The 17,927-nt window shown below is 61.9% G+C and carries 17 protein-coding genes and 1 pseudogene; 3 read left to right on the top strand and 15 right to left on the bottom strand.

The genetic code is table 11. From position 1 onward, the window contains the following. Window positions 1-2: 2 nt before the first annotated feature. The 8 genes from PHF15_RS13910 to PHF15_RS13875 all read right to left on the bottom strand — a co-directional run bounded on the left by PHF15_RS13910 (window position 3) and on the right by PHF15_RS13875 (window position 8,896). Window positions 3-2,177, bottom strand: coding sequence for an exonuclease domain-containing protein (locus PHF15_RS13910; protein WP_300121919.1), 2,175 nt, complete (start codon window positions 2,175-2,177; stop codon window positions 3-5). After that, window positions 2,174-2,548, bottom strand: a complete 375-nt coding sequence (locus PHF15_RS13905; protein ID WP_300121918.1) for a response regulator — start codon at window positions 2,546-2,548, stop codon at window positions 2,174-2,176. The genes PHF15_RS13910 and PHF15_RS13905 overlap by 4 nt, the downstream gene beginning before the upstream one ends. Window positions 2,549-2,560: 12 nt before the next feature. After that, the gene (locus PHF15_RS13900; RefSeq protein ID WP_300121917.1) at window positions 2,561-5,281 is read right to left on the bottom strand and encodes a sensor histidine kinase; all 2,721 of its coding nucleotides are present in this window, start codon (window positions 5,279-5,281) and stop codon (window positions 2,561-2,563) included. Between the two features lie 2 nt (window positions 5,282-5,283). After that, the gene (locus tag PHF15_RS13895) at window positions 5,284-5,496 is read right to left on the bottom strand and encodes a hypothetical protein (RefSeq protein ID WP_300121915.1); all 213 of its coding nucleotides are present in this window, start codon (window positions 5,494-5,496) and stop codon (window positions 5,284-5,286) included. Between the two features lie 33 nt (window positions 5,497-5,529). Then, window positions 5,530-5,883 (bottom strand): hypothetical protein, encoded by a 354-nt coding sequence (locus PHF15_RS13890; RefSeq protein ID WP_300121913.1) that lies wholly within the window; start codon window positions 5,881-5,883, stop codon window positions 5,530-5,532. A 115-nt stretch (window positions 5,884-5,998) separates the two neighbouring features. Beyond that, entirely contained in the window at window positions 5,999-7,804 is a 1,806-nt protein-coding gene (locus tag PHF15_RS13885; RefSeq protein WP_300121912.1) for a sodium:solute symporter family protein, read from the bottom strand. 10 nt (window positions 7,805-7,814) lie between these two features. Beyond that, window positions 7,815-8,075: a DUF4212 domain-containing protein gene (locus PHF15_RS13880; protein ID WP_300121911.1), complete on the bottom strand. Its 261-nt coding sequence runs from the start codon at window positions 8,073-8,075 to the stop codon at window positions 7,815-7,817. Window positions 8,076-8,323: 248 nt separating this feature from the next. Then, complete coding sequence (locus PHF15_RS13875; RefSeq protein ID WP_300121910.1) at window positions 8,324-8,896, bottom strand: hypothetical protein; 573 nt, start codon at window positions 8,894-8,896, stop codon at window positions 8,324-8,326. Between the two features lie 111 nt (window positions 8,897-9,007). On the opposite strand from PHF15_RS13875, the gene PHF15_RS13870 reads away from it, so the two are divergent. Beyond that, window positions 9,008-9,613: a CDP-alcohol phosphatidyltransferase family protein gene (locus PHF15_RS13870; protein WP_300121909.1), complete on the top strand. Its 606-nt coding sequence runs from the start codon at window positions 9,008-9,010 to the stop codon at window positions 9,611-9,613. Further along, the gene (locus PHF15_RS13865; protein ID WP_300121907.1) at window positions 9,610-10,350 is read left to right on the top strand and encodes a DUF3047 domain-containing protein; all 741 of its coding nucleotides are present in this window, start codon (window positions 9,610-9,612) and stop codon (window positions 10,348-10,350) included. Before PHF15_RS13870 ends, PHF15_RS13865 begins: the two co-directional genes overlap by 4 nt. Window positions 10,351-10,386: 36 nt before the next feature. Here the strand turns inward: PHF15_RS13865 and selD are convergent, their stop codons facing one another. From selD to PHF15_RS13835, 6 genes are read right to left on the bottom strand one after another with little or no spacing between them, the layout of a single operon-like run. Continuing rightward, a complete protein-coding gene (gene selD, locus PHF15_RS13860; protein ID WP_300121906.1) occupies window positions 10,387-11,481 on the bottom strand; it encodes a selenide, water dikinase SelD in 1,095 nt (364 codons plus the stop codon). Between the two features lie 2 nt (window positions 11,482-11,483). After that, complete coding sequence (locus tag PHF15_RS13855) at window positions 11,484-11,702, bottom strand: hypothetical protein (RefSeq protein ID WP_300121905.1); 219 nt, start codon at window positions 11,700-11,702, stop codon at window positions 11,484-11,486. Further along, a complete protein-coding gene (locus PHF15_RS13850) occupies window positions 11,699-11,914 on the bottom strand; it encodes a cysteine-rich CWC family protein (RefSeq protein WP_300121904.1) in 216 nt (71 codons plus the stop codon). The genes PHF15_RS13855 and PHF15_RS13850 overlap by 4 nt, the downstream gene beginning before the upstream one ends. 28 nt (window positions 11,915-11,942) lie before the next feature. Then, complete coding sequence (locus PHF15_RS13845; protein ID WP_300121902.1) at window positions 11,943-13,181, bottom strand: ATP-binding protein; 1,239 nt, start codon at window positions 13,179-13,181, stop codon at window positions 11,943-11,945. A gap of 44 nt (window positions 13,182-13,225) precedes the next feature. Continuing rightward, window positions 13,226-15,463, bottom strand: a complete 2,238-nt coding sequence (locus tag PHF15_RS13840; protein ID WP_300121900.1) for a malate synthase G — start codon at window positions 15,461-15,463, stop codon at window positions 13,226-13,228. 34 nt (window positions 15,464-15,497) lie between these two features. Then, window positions 15,498-16,256, bottom strand: coding sequence for a haloacid dehalogenase type II (locus PHF15_RS13835; protein WP_300121898.1), 759 nt, complete (start codon window positions 16,254-16,256; stop codon window positions 15,498-15,500). Between the two features lie 142 nt (window positions 16,257-16,398). Here PHF15_RS13835 and PHF15_RS13830 point away from each other — a divergent pair. Further along, window positions 16,399-17,475 (top strand): annotated as a pseudogene (locus PHF15_RS13830) (CoA transferase); the annotation flags it as partial. On the opposite strand, the gene PHF15_RS13825 reads toward PHF15_RS13830, so the two are convergent. Next, on the bottom strand, window positions 17,464-17,927 hold a 464-nt coding region (locus PHF15_RS13825), incomplete at its 5' end, for a M20/M25/M40 family metallo-hydrolase (RefSeq protein WP_366520617.1). The pseudogene PHF15_RS13830 and the gene PHF15_RS13825 sit on opposite strands and share 12 nt — an antisense overlap.

Raw genomic sequence — 17,927 nt, 5'->3', positions numbered from 1 at the left:
TCTCAGTATTTCAGCCGGGCGTAATAGGTCTTTTGCGCTGCCTCACGCGCCTGGCGCAGGGTGATGATGCCCATGGCCTGCAGCAGCGGCAGCAGGCGCAACCAGACTTCGGCAGTCACCATGGCGTCACCCAGCGCGGTGTGACGGCCCAGCACGGTGATGTTGAAGCGCTCGGCAATCGCCTCCAGGCGGTGCGATTCCTGATTGGGGTGCACCACGGCAGAGAGCAGCAGGGTGTCGAGCACCGGGTGGTTGAAGACCAGCCCGGTGTTGCGCTCCTGCAGTTGCAGGAACTTCATGTCGAAGGCGGCGTTGTGCGCCACCAGCACGGTGTCTTGTGCGTAGCTGTAAAACGCCGGCAGCACCTGGGTAATCGGCGGCTTGCTCTTGACCATGTCCTGCGTGATACCGTGGATCGGCACCGTGGCGGCCGGAATCAGGCGCCCGGGGTTGACCAGTTGTTCAAAACTTTCCTGGCGCAGCAGCTTGCCGTTGACAATGCGCGCCGCGCCGATCTGGATGATCTGATCGCCCTCGGACGGGTTCAGGCCGGTGGTTTCGGTGTCGAACACGGTAAAAGACAGCTCGCTGAGCCGCCGGTCTTCGAGCGCGCTGCTTTGGTCGGTGGTCTGGAACAGGTCGAAGTCGTAGTACTCGGGGCGGCTGTCGCTTTGCAGAATCTGCGTCGCCTCCAACTGCTCCTGCACGCTGGCCAGCGGCAGCAGAAACCTGAAAAATGCCTCGTGGCGCACGCGCTCGCGCTCGAACCACATCTCGCCACCATGGCGCTCGATGACATCGCGCACGGTCAGCGGCGTGCTCTCGGCGCCAAAGCGCATGCTGTCCATTTCCCAGCTCATCACGGTCTCGGTGCTCATGGCCTGGCCGCTCCAGATCAGGTCGAGCTGGGCGCGGTTGCCACTGGCCTGCAGGCGCAGCCGGAAAAACTTGACGTCGAACTCATCGACCAGACGCATGGCCAGGTAGTCGAGCGCCTGCGTCAGGCTGAAGCTATCGACCTTGAGCCAGACACTGGCATCCAGGTTTTCCAGCGTCACCGGGCGCTGGTTGCGCGCCTCGATGCGCCGCTGCGTGGCCAGCAGCACGTCGGCGCCGAGCATTTCTTCGAGCGGCCAGCGCGCCTTGAGTCCCTGCGTGGCCTGTTGCGTCATGTCGTTGATGCGCGCGCTCATGCTGTGCACCTCTTCGCGCACCACGGTCAGAAAGCGCTCGTGCATGGGTGCTTCAAGGTCCGGGAAGGCCAGCATCTCGACCGCCGCCTGAATGTTGGCCAGCGACGAGCGGCTGCCCTCGGTCAGGCCGTGCAGCAACTGGTCGCGCAAGTGTTCTTCTTCAAAAGCCCGCGTCACGTTGTCGAGCATCAGCACAAAGCCGCTGATCTCGGCCGCGCTTCCCAATGCATCGACATTGCGCACCGGCGCCATTTGCACCTTGAGCAACTGCCCCGCTTGCGTGGTGGTGACGAACTGCGCCGACGGGCTGCCGGCGCCGCGGCTCAGGCGCTGCTGGATGCTCTCCAGCGCGTGCGCCACCAGCTGCCGGTCGAACACGGCGTAAATGGAGCGCCCGATGCCCACCAGCTCGGCGCCACCAGCCAGCGTCGGCGCCACCGACAGCGCCTTGAATTGCAGCCGGGCGCGGCTGTTGTACAAAATGATGCGACCATCGAGATTGCACACCACCACGCTTTGCGTGAGCTCGCTCATCAGCGCGGCCAGGCGGTTTTTTTCCTGCTGCACGCTCAAGCTGGCCTGGGCAATTTGCGTGGCCACATCGGCGCGCAAGGTGTCGCGCTGGGCGGCGAGCTCAAATATCACCTCGGCCAGCGCCTGGGTCTCGGTGGTGCCCAAGTGGTTCATGGGCGCGGCCCGCGGCGCCGCCAGCAACACCTTGGTCTGCTCCAGCAAGCGCCCGGGCGCACTGGCATAGCGCCGGAACAGCCAGCGCAGGGTTGAGGCAATGGCCACCAGGCCGAACACCCAGGTCATGCCGATCAGCACAAAACGGGGCGCCAACTGCTCTGCCAGCACCGCGCGTTGCGCAGAATCCAGGGTCGAGGCAATCAGACCGATGGTCAGCAGCAGCCAGACCACCGTGGCCAGGCCGATCACGACGATCGCCAGGATCAGGCGGCGGTCGATCTTGAACCGGTTCATGCAGTGCGGCCCAACATCTCGGCCACCTTTTGCACCAGTTCACGGGTGGCAAAAGGCTTGGTCATGTAGGCGTCGGCGCCCAGCGCCAGCCCCTTGGCGACATCGGTATCGCGACCCTTGGCGGTCAGCATCAGGATTTTGGTGGCCTGCACTGCCTCCAGGCCGCGCACTTCCTGGCACACCTCGAAACCGGTCTTTTTTGGCATCATCACATCGAGCAGCACCAAGTCGGGCTGCTCCCGCGTGATGGCGTCCACCGCCTCCTGGCCGTCACGCGCAATCACCACGGTGTAGCCTTCGCGCTTGAGCAGATACTCCAGCGAAATCACGATGTTGGGCTCGTCATCGGCCACCAGTATTTTTGGACTCATCTCGCTCCTCTTTTATATTTTGAAGGGCAGGTAAAAGCAAAATGCCGCTCCCTGCCCCGGTTGTGACTCCAGCCACAGTCTGCCACCAAAGTGCTCCACGATCTGGCGGCTGATCGGCAGCCCCAGACCCGTGCCCTGCGGCCGGTTGGCAGCATCGCCGCCCTGGCGGAATTTCTCGAAAATCAGCGCCTGCTGCTCTGCCGTCACACCGGGGCCGTTGTCACGCACGGTGACTGTCACGCCGGTATCGTCGCTGCCCAGGCTTACATCAACCCGACCGCCGTGAATGGGCACAAACTTGCCGGCGTTGGAGAGCAAATTGAGCAGCACCTGGGTCAGCCGGTCGGGGTCGGCCATCAAGATCAGCGGCTGCGCCGGCACAGTCACGCTCACTTGCGTCTGGCGTTCCCGAAACAGTTCCGACGTGGTCACCACCGCTTGCTGCACCAGCGCGCACAGGTCCACCTCGGTGTTATGCCACTCGGCATGACCTGACTCGATCTTGGCCATGTCGAGCACCTGGTTCACCAGCCGCGACAAACGCTCGGTTTCGCTGACGATGATGGCGATGAACTGGCAGCGCTGCGCCTCGGCCATGGCCGGGTCGTCGCGCATCAGTTCGGCCAGCGCCCGAATGGATGTCAGCGGGGTGCGCAGCTCGTGCGTCACCGACGACATGAAGTCGTCCTTGAGCCGGTCCAGGCTCTTGAGCTGCTCGTTGGCGGCGCGCAGTTCGCGCGTGGCGCGCTCCAGCGAGGCTGACTTTTCTTCCAGCTCTTGAGAGTGCGCGCGCAACTGCGAGGTTTCGTCCAGAATGCGCAGCACGTCGTCGGGCGTCAGGGTTTCTTCCTCGACACTGCTGGCCACCAGCACCCGGGCGGAGGCGCTGCCGACAGCCCCGGCCAATTGGGTCTCGACAAACTGCACCAGACGCGCGTCAGGCGTGATGCCGCTCAGGCTGTTCACCCCCACCTGGCGCGCGTAAGACGAAAACAGCTCTTGTGCCCGCTCCATGCCCATGAAGCGAACACACAGGCGCAGCAGATCCGGCACCGTGGCGCGACCGCGCCAGAACACCGGCCGCGCCGTGGTGGTGCGCTCGAACACATCGACGAACAGCAACGCCTGGCTGGCCTCCTGGCCACTGGGCGCACGCCACAACGACAAGCCCACATAGGCGCCAATGTTGGCCAGCAAACTCCAGAACAACGAATGCGTCAGATTGTCCAGACCGTGCAGGCCAAACAACTGCTCGGGCCGCAGCCAGCTCAAGCCCCACAGACCCTGGATCAGAAATGCATCGGGCAACCAGCCCGACTTGGCCAGCGAAGGCAGCATCAGCGTGTAGCCCCACATCACAAAGCCGGCCAACAGGCCCACCAGCGCGCCCTGGCGCGTGGCGCCTTTCCAGTACAAGCCGCCGAGCACCGCCGGCGCAAACTGGGCCACCGCCGCAAAGCTGATGAGGCCGATGCTGACCAGCGCATAGGCTTCACCGGCGAGGTGGTAGTACACATAACCCAGCACCAGCACCCCCAGAATGGCGGCCCGGCGAATGGTCAGCAGCGCACGCGTCAGGTCGTGCCCGGCCTCCGATTTGAAATGGGCGGTGCGCAACAGCAGCGGCATCACCAGCTCGTTGCAGACCATGGTCGAGACCGCAATGGTCTCCACGATCACCATGCCGGTGGCTGCCGACAAGCCGCCGATAAAGGCAAACAGCGCCAGCGCCGGCTGCCCGGCTGCCAAAGGCAATGACAGCACAAAGTTGTCGGCATTGAGTTTGGCGCCGTCGAAGTACAGCAAGCCGCCCAGGGCAATCGGCAAGACGAACAGATTGATGGCCAGCAGGTACATCGGAAACACCCAGACCGCCCGGCGCAGATGGCTCTCGCGCACGTTTTCCACCACCATCACCTGAAACTGGCGCGGCAAAAAGATCACCGACAGCATCGACAACAGCGTCAGCGCGAACCACTGCGTCCAGGCAAAGCTGCCGCTTTGTTCCAGCCGCAGCAGTTTGGCCAGCTCGGGCACCGCATGGGCACGCGTGAACAAGTCGTTGAGGCCATTGAACATGCCATAGACCACGAACAGCCCCACCGCCAGAAAGGCTATCAACTTGACCACCGACTCGAAGGCAATCGCCGCCACCAGTCCCTCGTGACGCTCGGCCGAATCCAGGTGCCTGGCGCCAAACACCATGGTGAAACCCGCCAGCGCCAGCGCCATGTAAAAGGTGCTGTCCTGCGCCCAATGCGCCTGCACCGGCAACTCGCCCAGCGTGGTCGCCGTGAGCAGGCCATAGCCGGCCGAGACCGCCTTGAGCTGCAGCGCGATATAGGGCACGATGCCCACCACGGCAATCAGCGTGACCAGCCCGGCGAGCAGCGGGCTTTTGCCGTAGCGGCTGCCAATAAAGTCGGCGATCGAGGTGATGCGGTAGGTCTTGGCGATGCGGATCATCTTGCGCAGCACCAGCCATCCCAGCGTCATGGCCAGCGTCGGCCCCAGGTAAATCGGCAAAAACCAGATGCCGCCCGAAGCGGCGCGGCCGACGCTGCCAAAGTAGGTCCAGGCGGTGCAATACACCGCCAGCGACAGGGCATAGGTCCATGGGTTGGCAATGATGGAGCGGCCTTGCGCCGCGCGCCAGTCGCCAAAGCTGGCCACCGCAAACAGCAGCAGCAGGTAAGCAAACGAAGCCCCGACCACCAGTACGGGCGACAACATGGCTAGTCTTCCTGATCCAGCGAGATGTGCCGTTCCATCAGCCACGCCAACGCCACGATCAACAGCGTCCAGAGCGCCATCAGGGCCGTCGGGAAAAGCGGCAACCCAAACACGCTGGCATCCACGTCCCACAGACCCAGCAGCGGAAAATTGAGCACCAGCCAGCCGCAGAAAAACAGGGCCACGAGGCGCTGCGTCGTCAAACTGTCAGCCATGCCTGCCTCCTGAAAGTTGATGTTACCCGGTGCTCAGGCCTTGCCCTTGAGCCAACTGGCATGGGCATGGCGGCTGAGCGCAAAACTGGCAATGAACTTGCACCAGATGGTGCTGCCGGCAATGGCGCTCCAGGTGCTGTATTCCCAATAGCCGCCCAGTACAGCGCCAATCACACACACGATGATGACACCACTCACCAGATTGATCGCCATCTCGTACGGCGCAAATTTTTCCGGGTTGGGCGGCGCCTCGCCGCGCTTGACGGCCACTTCGGAAAAGTCCCGATTCATCACAATGCGCCAAGCCCGGCGCAGCCAGACAAAACTGATGGGGAAAAGCGCCAAAAACAAAATCCACGTCATTGCGACGCTGATATCAAACACCATGTCAGGCTCCAGAACAAAATAAAAAACCCTGCCAGCATGTTGACCGACAGGGCTTTGATTGTCACCCTTGCCCACGGCTGTGGGCAAGGGGTTGACTCAGGTTGTTGGCGCCAGCTTAGTGCGCGCCGTCCACAATTTTGGAACCGCGCGGAATACGCACAGATTCAACCATGTGCTGAATATGCTCGGGTGGCTCGGGGGTGACCTTATCGACAGCAAAAGCCACCGCAAAGTTCACCAGCGCGCCAATGGCACCGAAGGCTTCAGGCGTGATGCCGAAGAAGGGGTTGGCGCCACCGATCAAGGGCAGGAAGTCTGTGCCCTTGATAAAGAAGATACCCTTGTGCGCAAACACGTAGAACAATGTGATGAACAAGCCCGCCAGCATACCGGCCATGGCGCCTTCCTTGTTCATCTTCTTGCTGAAGATACCCATCATGATGGCCGGGAACAGCGACGAAGCGGCAATACCAAAGGCCAGCGCCACGGTACCGGCCGCAAACCCTGGCGGATTCAAGCCCAGGTAGCCCGACACCACAATCGCAACAGCCATGGCAATCTTGCCAGCCAGCAGTTCACCCTTTTCAGAGATTTCCGGCATGAAGATGCCCTTGATCAGGTCGTGCGACACGGCCGAAGAAATGGCCATCAGCAAGCCCGCAGCGGTGGACAGCGCAGCGGCCAAACCGCCAGCAGCCACCAGACCGATCACCCAGTTGGGCAGCAAGGCAATTTCAGGGTTGGCCAGCACAATAATGTCGGCGTTCACTTCGAGCTCGTTACCCTTCCAGCCCGCAGCCGTGGCTTTGGCCACAGCGTCAGGGTTTTTGGACTTGTCGTTGTAGTACTGGATGCGGCCGTCACCGTTCTTGTCGGTGAACTTCAGCAGACCGGTCTTTTCCCAGCGCTTCATCCAGTCAGGACGACCTTCGGCCTGAATGCTGGCTTCAGGGGCATACAAATCGCCGCCCTTCACTACAGCCGTATTGACCGTGGCATGCAGGTTCAGCTTGGCCATGGCCGCCACAGCAGGGGCCGTGGTGTACAGAATGGCAATGAACACCAGCGCCCAGCCAGCGCTTGAGCGTGCGTCTTTCACGGTAGGCACCGTGAAGAAGCGCATGATCACGTGCGGCAGACCGGCAGTACCGATCATCAGCGACATGGTGTACACAAACATATTGAGTGTGCTACCCGCCGTGGTGGTGGTGTATTTGCCAAAGCCGAGGTCAGTTACCACACCGTCCAGCTTCGCCAATAGCGACATATCGGTACCTGTCATCGTGCTGCCCAGACCCAACTGGGGCAGGAAATTACCTGTTAGCTGCAAGGAGATGAAGATCGCAGGAATGGTGTAGGCCAGAATCAGCACGATGTATTGCGCCACCTGGGTGTAGGTGATGCCCTTCATGCCGCCGAACACGGCGTACAGGAACACGATGCCCATACCGACATAGATACCCACGTCGGCGGACACGCCCAAAAAGCGCGCGAACGCCACGCCGACACCCGTCATCTGACCAATGATGTAGGTCAGTGAGGCGGTCAGCAGGCACAGCACGGCGATCATGGCAGCGCCCTTGGAGTAGAAGCGGTCACCAATGAACTGCGGCACGGTAAATTTGCCGAACTTGCGCAGGTAGGGTGCCAGCAACATCGCCAGCAGCACGTAGCCACCGGTCCAGCCCATCAGGAACAAGGCGCCACCGTAACCCATGTTGGCGATCAGGCCGGCCATGGAGATGAACGATGCAGCAGACATCCAGTCAGCGCCGGTGGCCATGCCGTTGAGCACCGGGTGCACCGAGCCGCCCGCAGAGTAGAACTCACTGGTGGTACCGGCACGTGCCCAGACGGCAATACCGATGTAGAGCGCAAAGCTCAGGCCCACCATGAGGTAGATTGTGGTTTGAAGATCCATGTTTTAGTCCTCAGTCTTCATGAACATCGAACTTGATGTCCAGGTTATTCATGCGCCAGGCGTAGTAAAAAATCTGCGCCACGAAGATGTACATGGAACCCTGGTGTGCAAACCAGAAGCCCAAGGGGTAACCACCGAGGTGGAATTGGTTGAAAAAGTCAACAAATAAAATGCCCGCCCCGAAAGACACCAGAAACCAGAGGATCAGCACATTCCTCAAAAGTTTGATGGTTTCCTTCCAGTAGGCACCACTGTCGTAGTCATGCTTCATGAAGTCTCCTGTTTAGAAATAAGACAAAACAGCAATTGCTTGCTGCGCCCGTACATTACGCGGTATCCAGCCCGCAGTGTTGCGGGGTGGACTATCACGGGGCTTGCTTACAGTTTTCTGATGAAAAGCTCGGTAATTTGCGAACCAAGGGTAAACACTTATCAACTATATTTTTCAGGGGCAATGCTTGCTTTACATCAAATAATCGGCAAATTGGTGTAGACCCTCTCTGTGCAAGAGGGCCTTGACTACTGCCGAGGGGCAGACGCAGCGCCTTTTGCCGGTTTGGCGGCAGGTTTTGGCGAGCCCAGGTGCTTGTCGATGGCCGTGGCCAGCGCCTTGACCTTGGGGTCCACCGTGGCGCGCATGTCTTCCACCAGCTTGTCGGCCAGGGATTTTTGCAGTTCACCACCCATTTGCTGATATTTACGATTTACCGGGGATTCGATGAGGGCGATGAGCTGCTTGAGCTCATCCTCGGAAAATTTTTCTGCCAGCAGCACGCCCACCGTTCCGGGAGCCAGCTTGACGGCCTTCTGGCGCATCAGGGGCACCACCTCTTCGGCATATTTTTTCAAATCGGCCTGGACTTCCTTGGCCACCGCCTCACGCTTTTCAGGCGGCACGCGGGTTTGCAGGGCCACGCTCACCGCCTGCTCCATTTGCAACGCGGGGCGCAGGGCGAGCGCCTGCGCCGACTGCTCGATGCCGGCACGTTGCAACTCAAGCAATTTGTCAACCAGCGCCTGTTTGGCCGGGCTGGTTTGGGCAAAGGCGGCAGCGCTGGTCAGCAGCAACAAGGCCAACAGGGTTTTCTTCATTCATAGCTCCAATCGGGTAAAAGAGTGCATTTACAGAGCGCTGGCGTGCCGACCTGGCGCCCGGGTCCGCTATGCTTGTCACAACGAAGCTTAACCTGTTTGAATTTATCCATGTTCGACCGCTCTGTCAGCCTACGCATCGCCCCCTGGATCCAACGCCTTGCGCGGCAGGCCAGGCGCATGGGCCTGTCGGCCAATCAGCTCACGCTGCTGGGCTTTTTGTTGGGACTTTTTGCCGCATTTTTGATTGCCTTTCAAGCGTATCTTGTGGGGGCCATCGTGATCCTGGTGTCAAGGCTGCTGGATGCGCTCGATGGCGCCGTGGCGCGCCTGACCCAGCCGACCGATGCCGGCGGCTTTTTGGACATTGCGTTCGACTTTGTCTTCTACGCCAGCATCCCGCTGGCCTTTGCCTTCAGCGACCCGGCTCGCAACGCGCTGCCGGCGGCGGTGCTGCTGGCAGCGTTCATTGGCACCGGCTCGAGCTTTCTGGCCTTTGCCGTGCTGGCGGCCAAGCGGGGCTCAAGCAACCTGGCCACGCCCGACAAGTCGTTCTATTTTCTGGGCGGACTGACCGAAGCCAGCGAAACCCTCGCCTGTTTCATGGCCATGTGTGTCTGGCCCGGCCTGTTCATCGAGCTGGCCTATGGCTTTGCCGCGCTCTGCACCATCACCACGGCCACACGCATCTGGTGGGGCTGGCGGGCCTTTCAATGAGCGAGCCTATTTCAAACCACTTGGCCGGCCTGGCCGCCACCTGTTTTTTAGGGATTAGCACGGCCCATGCCGCACTGGCGCCTTTGACCACGGCAGGCGGCGCAACCGGGCGCGCCACGCTGCACCCGGCCTGGCGCTTGAGCGGTCTGCCCAACGACAAAGCGCCGCTCAGCAAGTTTGAGGCGATCACCTTGGGCGGCGAAAGCGTGGTGGCGCTGCGCACGCAAGCGTCCTACGGCGTGCTGACCCACGTATGGCAAGGCCCGGCACCCGAATTTTTGAGCTGGCGCTGGCGACTGGCGCAGCCGCTGGCCACCGCCGACATCAAAACCAAAGCCGGTGACGATGCGGCGCTCAAGGTCTGCGTGATGCTGGACCAGCCGCTGGCCGACATCCCCTTTTTGCAGCGCTCGGTGCTGGCCCTGGCCCGCTCGGTCAGTGGGCAAAACCTGCCCAGCGCCACACTCTGTTACCTCTGGGACAGCCGCTACCCGGCAGGCACCACCGGCCCCAACCCCTACAGCGCGCGGGTGCGTTTTATGGTGCTCAATGGCTCGGAATCAGCCACCGGGCAATGGGTCACCCAGCGCCGCAATATCGCTGAGGACTTTTCCCTGCTGTTTGGTCAGGAGAGCCCGACTTTGCCACCGGTCACCGCCGTGGCCGTGGGTGCCGACGGCGACAACACGCAGGGCAGCAGCCTGGGCTATGTGGCCCAGTTGCGTTGGCTGCCCTGAGCCTGGGTGGGCCAAATAGATGGGCGGCAGCTGGGCTTAGAGAAGCAGGTGGGTCGCGCCATTGAAGACGCGCACTTCCCCAATATCCGCAGCATCGGCAAAGCCGTGCGCCCGGAAGACGGCCATCACCTTGTCAACTTCTGACGGCGCACAACTCACCAGCAGGCCGCCGCTGGTTTGCGGGTCGGTCAGCAGGGCTTGCTCGACCGCTGAAAAACCAGCGGGCAAACTGACCTCATGGCCGTAAGCCGCCCAATTGCGGCCTGACGCGCCGGTGATGCAACCCTGCTGCGCCAGTTCGCGAACGCCGTCCAGAAACGGCACCTTCTGCCAGTCCAGTTGCACCGTGCAGGCGGCACCGCGCGCCATCTCCAGCGCGTGGCCGGCCAGGGCAAAACCGGTGACATCGGTCATGGCGTGCACGCCATCAAGCGCGGCCAGCGCAGGGCCGGGCGTGTTGAGCTGGGTGGTGACGCGAATCATCTCGGCGTAGCCCGCAGCAGTTAGCTTGTCTTTCTTGAGCGCCGCCGACAGCACGCCCACACCCAGCGGCTTGCCCAGAATCAGACGGTCGCCCACTTGCGCGCTGGCGTTGCGCTTGACCCGCCCCGGGTGCATCAGGCCCATGGCGACCAAGCCGTAAATGGGCTCGACCGAGTCGATGGTGTGGCCCCCCGCGATCGGAATACCGGCGGCGCGGCAAACGCTGGCACCGCCCTCCAGAATCTTGCCAATGGTCTCCACCGACAGCACGCTAATGGGCATGCCGACCAGCGCCAGCGCCATGATCGGCGTGCCGCCCATGGCATAGACATCGCTGATGGCGTTGGTGGCGGCAATGCGGCCGAAGTCGAACGGGTCATCGACGATCGGCATGAAGAAGTCGGTGGTGGCAATCAGCGCCTGCTCGTCGTTGAGCTGGTACACGGCCGCATCGTCCGAGGTCTCGATGCCCACCAGCAACTCCTTGGGCATCGGCATGGCCGTGGTGCCCTTGAGGATGTTGGACAGCACGCCGGGCGCGATTTTGCAACCACAACCGCCGCCATGCGACAAGCTCGTCAGGCGCGGCTCGGTGCGCGCAGGGACTGCCGCAGCGGCAGGCGTCAAAAGTGAGTTTTCAGAAGACATGGTCAATGGGCGATGAACTGGCGCCACAGGCGAACCGCCAGCAGCACGATGGGGGCGCTGTGCAGCAGCAAATCAAAAATGTCCAGCGGTTTGACCAGCGTGCCTTGGGTCAGCATGCGCAGCTTTTCGATCAGGTGCGGCTCAGGCGTGATCGGCGCCACCGCCATCCAGGCGGCCAGCGCGATCAGCACCACCAGCGGAATGTTGTCGAGCCAGTTCATGCCTGACTGGCTTTCACGCAGGCCGCGCACAAGCAGGCCACACCTCGCGCCGCTTCCGGGATTTTGTTCAGCAACTCGGCGCTGAACTGCGTTTGGGTGCACCAGCAGGGCGGCTGCTGGACGCCGGTGGCCGCCTGCACCTCCATGGCGCACTGGTTGGGCTGTCCGCACAGCGGGCAGTGCTGCGGATCGAGGGCTGAGGTGGGTGTCATGGTGAAGACAGGGATTGGAAGTAGAGGCTTATTTTAAGAACTTGCAGACCAGGCCCACCGCATCGACCGGGGGCATGACCTCAATCCCGTCTTTGGCCGGATAACAGTTGGGAACAGGTGCAATGAGCAGTTTTTTGCTTGCGCCCACATCTCTGGCCGCTTCATAAAAGCCGCGAGAGACTGTGGGGGCGGACGATCGCTTGATTTCACAAACCCAGGTCTGGCCACTGGGTGCAGTCAGCACCAGGTCGCACTCGGCGCCATGCGAGGTTCGGTAAAAAGTGGCCTGGGCCTGAGGCGCGGCAGCGATGAGTTGCTCCAGCACATGGGCTTCCCAGCTTTGTCCAGCAACGGGATGCGACAACACGGCCTCCAGGGTGGGCAAGCCGAGCAGCGCATGCGTGAGGCCGCTGTCTCGCACATACACCTTGGGCGCGCGCACCAGTCGCTTGCCCGCGTTGCCACTCCAGGGCGGCAGGCGCCGCACCAGCATCAGGTCGCACAGCAGATCAATATAGCGCGTCACGGTTTGCCCGGAAACGGCCAGCGCACCCGCCAGTTGCGATTGATTGAGCAATTGCCCCTGGTGGTGCGCGAGCATGGTCCACAAGCGGCGCAGCGTGGCCGCTGGAATGCGCAAACCCAGCGCCGGAATGTCGCGCTCCAGGTAGCTGGTGATAAAAGCCTCACGCCAGCGCAAACTGGCCGCATCTGTCTTGGCCAGATAAGACAAGGGGAAGCCACCGCGCACCCAATGGCGGTTCAGCAGTGCGTCTGCTTCGCCGGGCGCCATGGGTTGAGCGTTTTCCGGAATCAGTTCGCGCAGTTGAAAAGGCGTCAGTTCCAGCATGGCAATGCGCCCTGCCAGGCTCTCCGAGGCCTGTCCGAGGAGAACGCCAGACGCAGAGCCCAGCAATAAAAATTGCCCCGCCATTTCACCCGCACGGCGCCGTTCGTCAATCACGCCGCGCAGGATGGCAAACAATTCAGGCACGCGCTGAACTTCATCCAGAACCAACAGTTGCCGATGATGTGCGGCAAAAAAGCTTTCCGCATCGTCCAACTGGCGTCGAGCAGATGGCAACTCCAGGTCGAGGTAGAGGGGCTTGGCTGCGCCTGTGCCAGCGTGCCGGCCCACCCATTGGCGCGCCAGGGTTGTTTTGCCCACCTGTCGCGGCCCCAGCAAAACCACCGCCGGGAACTCATTCAGGAGTTGGGTCAGGGACGCGACAATGGCACGATCAGCAGGATTAACGGAGATATCCATCCGTGTAATTTTATTATTAAATCAACAAATTACACGGTTATTTTTTATTTAACCAGCGCCGCCTTCACCTTCAGCCGCCAGCCATGCAGCAACGGCTCGGTGTAGCCACTGGGTTGCGCCAGGCCCTTGAAGACCAAATCACAGGCGGCCTGGTAGGCCATCGAGGTGTCGAAGTGGCCCGCCATCGGCTGGTACAGCGGGTCGCCTGCGTTCTGGCCATCGACCACGGCAGCCATGCGCTCGAAGGTTGCCTTCACCTGGGCCTCGGTCACCACGCCATGGTGCAGCCAGTTGGCCATGTGCTGGCTGGAGATGCGCAGCGTGGCGCGGTCTTCCATCAGGGCGACGTTGTGGATGTCGGGCACCTTGGAGCAGCCCACGCCCTGATCGACCCAGCGCACCACGTAGCCCAGAATGCCCTGGGCGTTGTTGTCAAGCTCCTGCTGTTTTTCGGCCTCGGTCCAGTTCTGGCTGGCGGCAACAGGGACGGTCAGCAAGCCAGCCAGCAAGGCATCGCGCTCTTGCTGGGGGTTACGCCTGGCATGCGTTTTTTCCATCTCTTTTTGGACCTCGCTGACCAGCACCTGGTGGTAGTGCAGCGCATGCAGCGTGGCACCCGTCGGGCTGGGCACCCAGGCGGTGTTGGCGCCGGCCTTGGGGTGGGCAATCTTTTGCTCCAGCATGGCTTTCATCAAATCAGGCATGGCCCACATACCCTTGCCGATCTGGGCTTTGCCGCGCAGGCCGCAGCTCAAGCCGACCAGCACGTTGTTGTGCTCGTAAGCATGGATCCAGGCGCTGCTCTTCATATCGCCCTTGCGGATCATGGGGCCTGCCTGCATGGCGCTGTGCATCTCGTCGCCAGTGCGATCCAGGAAGCCGGTGTTGATGAAGGCGACACGGCTGGCGGCGGCGGCAATGCAGGCTTTCAGGTTGACGCTGGTGCGGCGCTCTTCGTCCATGATGCCGAGCTTGACCGTGCTGTCGGGCAGGCCCAGCATGGCTTCGACGCGGCCAAACAGCTCGCTGGCAAATGCCACTTCTGCCGGGCCGTGCATCTTGGGCTTGACGATGTAGACCGAGCCCTTGCGCGAGTTGCGGATGGCGTCCTTCTTGGTCTTGGCCAGGTCGTACATGGCAATCGTGGTGGTGACCACGGCATCCAGAATGCCCTCGGGAATTTCACGCACGGTGCCGGCCTTGTCGGTGTACAAAACGGCCGGGTTGGTCATCAGGTGGCCGACGTTGCGCACGAACATCAGCGAGCGGCCGTGCAGGCGCACCTTCTGCGGGGTGCCGTCGGGTGCGGTGTAGATGCGGTCGGCGTTGAGGCCGCGCTGCAGCGTCTTGCCGCCCTTCTCGAAGGTCTCGGTCAGCGTGCCATTCAGGATGCCCAGCCAGTTGCTGTAAGCCAGCACCTTGTCGTCGGCGTCCACGGCAGCCACCGAGTCTTCCAGGTCCAGAATCGTGGACAGCGCGGCTTCCACCACCAGATCGGCCACACCGGCGGCGTCTTTGGCACCAATGGCCGTGGCGCGGTTGATGATCAGGTCCAGGTGCAGGTCATTGTGCTCGAACAGCACGCTTGAAGGCGCTTTTGCCTCGCCCTGGTAGCCGACAAATTGCTTGGCATCAAGCAGGCTGGTGTTGCTGCCGTCGGCCAGTTTCACCGCCAGCTTGCCGCCCTTGATGCGGTATTCGACTGAATCGACATGCGAGCCCTTGCGCAGCGGGGCGCAGCGGTCGAGCACATGGCGCGCATAGGCGATCACCTTGGCGCCGCGCCTGGGGTTGTAACCGCCCTTTTTACCGACCTTTTCGCAGCCCTTGGCCTCATCGATCACATCGGTGCCGTAGAGCGCGTCATACAAACTGCCCCAGCGTGAGTTGGCTGCGTTCAGCGCGTAGCGGGCGTTCAGAATCGGCACCACCAACTGCGGCCCGGCCTGTTTGGCCAGCTCGGCATCGACGTTTTGGGTGGTGATGCGGGCCTTTTTGGGGGGCTCGACCAGATAGCCGATGCCGTCCAGAAAGGCGCGGTAGGCCGGCATGTCGGTGATCGGACCAGGGTGGGCCTTGTGCCAGGTATCGAGCTCGGTTTGCAGGCGGTCGCGCTCGGCCAGCAGGGCGAGATTCTTGGGCGCCAGGTCGGTCACGATGGCGCCAAAACCCTTCCAGAATTTGGCGGGTGCGATGCCGGTGCCGGGTAGCACCTGGGTGTCGATGAATTGGCACAGGTTGGCGGCAATTTGCAGGCCGTTCTTGGTGATGCGTTCAGTCATGGTGGTGAGACTCGGAGTTAAAAATCAGAAAAAATCAGGCTTTGAAAAAATCCAGCACGTCGCGCAAATCAGCGCCGGTGCGGCTGGGCTGGGTGCCCAGTTCCTCAAAAGGCAAATGGTAACGGTTGACCCACAGCGTCTGGTAGCCATACCAGGTGGCGCCCAGCGCGTCCCAGGCATTGGAGCTGACAAACACGATGTCTTGCGCGGCAAGCCCGGTGGCCTGCTCGCCCAGCGCGTAGGCATCCGGATGGGTTTTGTATTTGCGAATGGGATCGACGCTGATAACGTAATCGAGCAGGCCGTCAAAGCCGGCCGAATGCACGGCGGCCTGCAGCATGGCGGCGTCGCCATTGCTCAAGATGCCCATCGGAATGCCCTGGGCCTTGAGTTGTTTCAAGACGGCCAGGTTTTCCGGGAAGGCGTCCAGATGCTGGTACTGTGCCAGCAGCATCTCGATGGCGGGCTCATGCTCCAGCAGAAAGTCGTCGTGCGCCAAGGTGCCACCCACGATCTTCTTGAGCGCAAACACCAGCGCGGCCCGGGTCAGCACGCCAAACGGCTGGTAATGCGCCCCATGGTTGCTGGTGGTGACCAGGCGGGTGTATTCAATCTGCTTGTCGCGCCACAGCACACTCACCGCCTGGCCGTGGCCGGGGAAAAGTTCGTCTGCCAGCTGCGCCACGCTGTACACGTCGAGCAAGGTACCGTAGGCATCGAACAGCACGGCGCGCGGCTGGCTGCGGCCGGGCGCCATCTGTTGAGCCAGCGGGTTTTGGATTGAATTTGGCATGGCCTGATTTTAAGGAGGGATGCTGACACCGGCCTTTGAAGCGCCATGCAAGAGCTTTGACCAAAATGCGGGTAATGCCACGTCAGCCCAAGCTGGGAAATAATCAGGGCGTTTCGTCCACCTGTTTTTGCCGAGCTCTCTGATGTCATCCAACCAAACCACCACGTCACACGCCCTGCCCTTGACCGGCCTGCGTGTGGTCGAATTCACCCACATGGTCATGGGACCGACCTGCGGCATGGTGCTGGCCGACATGGGCGCCGAGGTGATCAAGGTCGAACCGATTGAGGGTGACCGCACCCGGCATTTGCTCGGTGCGGGGGCCGGGTTTTTTCCCATGTTCAACCGCAACAAGAAAAGCATCGCCATCGACCTGCACAAGCCCGAGGGCGCAGCCATTGCGCGCCAGCTGGCGGCTGGCGCCGACGTGGTGCTGGAAAACTTCAAGCCCGACACCATGGCCAAGTACGGGCTCGACTACGCCACGCTGTCGCAGGTCAATCCCAAGCTGATTTACGTGAGCCACAAAGGTTTTTTGCCCGGCCCCTACGAGCACCGCACAGCCCTGGACGAAGTGGTGCAAATGATGGGTGGGCTGGCCTACATGACCGGCCGACCCGGCGACCCGCTGCGCGCGGGCACCAGCGTCAACGACATCATGGGCGGCATGTTTGGCGCCATTGGCGCTTTGGGCGCCCTGATCCAGCGCGGCATCACAGGCCGTGGCCAGGAGGTGCAAAGCGCGCTGTTCGAGAACAACGTGTTTCTGGTCGGCCAGCACATGTTGCAATACGCCATGACAGGCCAACCCGCCGCGCCCATGCCGGCGCGCATCTCGCCTTGGGCGGTGTACGACGTGTTCACGGTGAAAGACGGCGAGCAGATTTTTATCTCGGCGGTGAGTGACGCGCAGTGGTCTACCTTTTGCGATGTGTTTGGTTTTGCTGACCTGAAATCTGATGCGCGTTATGCCTCCAACAACGACCGCGTGCGCGAGCGCCCCACCTTGATGCCGATACTTCGCGAACGCCTGGCACACTACAGCGCCACTGAGCTGGGTCACTTGATGGAAACCAACAAGTTGCCCTTCGCGCCGATCCGTAAGCCCGAGGAACTGTTTGACGACGAGCACCTGCTGGCGACCGGCGGCCTGGCCGACATCACTCTGCCCGACGGTGCGCGCGCCGGCCAGACCAGCAAGGCCACGTTATTCCCCTTCACTATGGACGGCCAGCGCCTCGGTGTGCGCCTGAGCCCGCCCGTGCTGGGCGCCCATACCGATGAACTGTTGAACGCGCTGGGCCTGGATGCGGATGCTGTTCAAGCCCTGCGCGAGACAGGCGCCGTGGGCTGAGTTGTCAGGCTGACAAGGCATGGCCTGCTCCGCCAGGCTGGCGTGCAGCGCGGCGCCCAGGGGCAGCACGTCGTCATTGAAGTCGTAACGGTTGTTGTGCAGGTGGCAACTGCCCAGGCCGTTTTCTGCGCCCTGGCCAAGCCGCAGGTAGGCACCGGGTTTGACGCGCAGCATGAAGGAGAAATCCTCGGCGCCCATGCTCGGCTCCAGGTCACGCACCACGTTGGCGGCACCGACCAGGCTTTCCGCCACGTCGCCGGCAAACTGGGCCTCTGCGGCAGTGTTGAGGGTGGCCGGATACATGCGCTGGTAAGTCA

Origin of the sequence: Rhodoferax sp., from assembly GCF_028689295.1 — a bacterium.
Classification (GTDB): Bacteria; Pseudomonadota; Gammaproteobacteria; order Burkholderiales; family Burkholderiaceae_C; genus Rhodoferax.
This window is presented reverse-complemented; position numbering and strand designations above follow the sequence as displayed.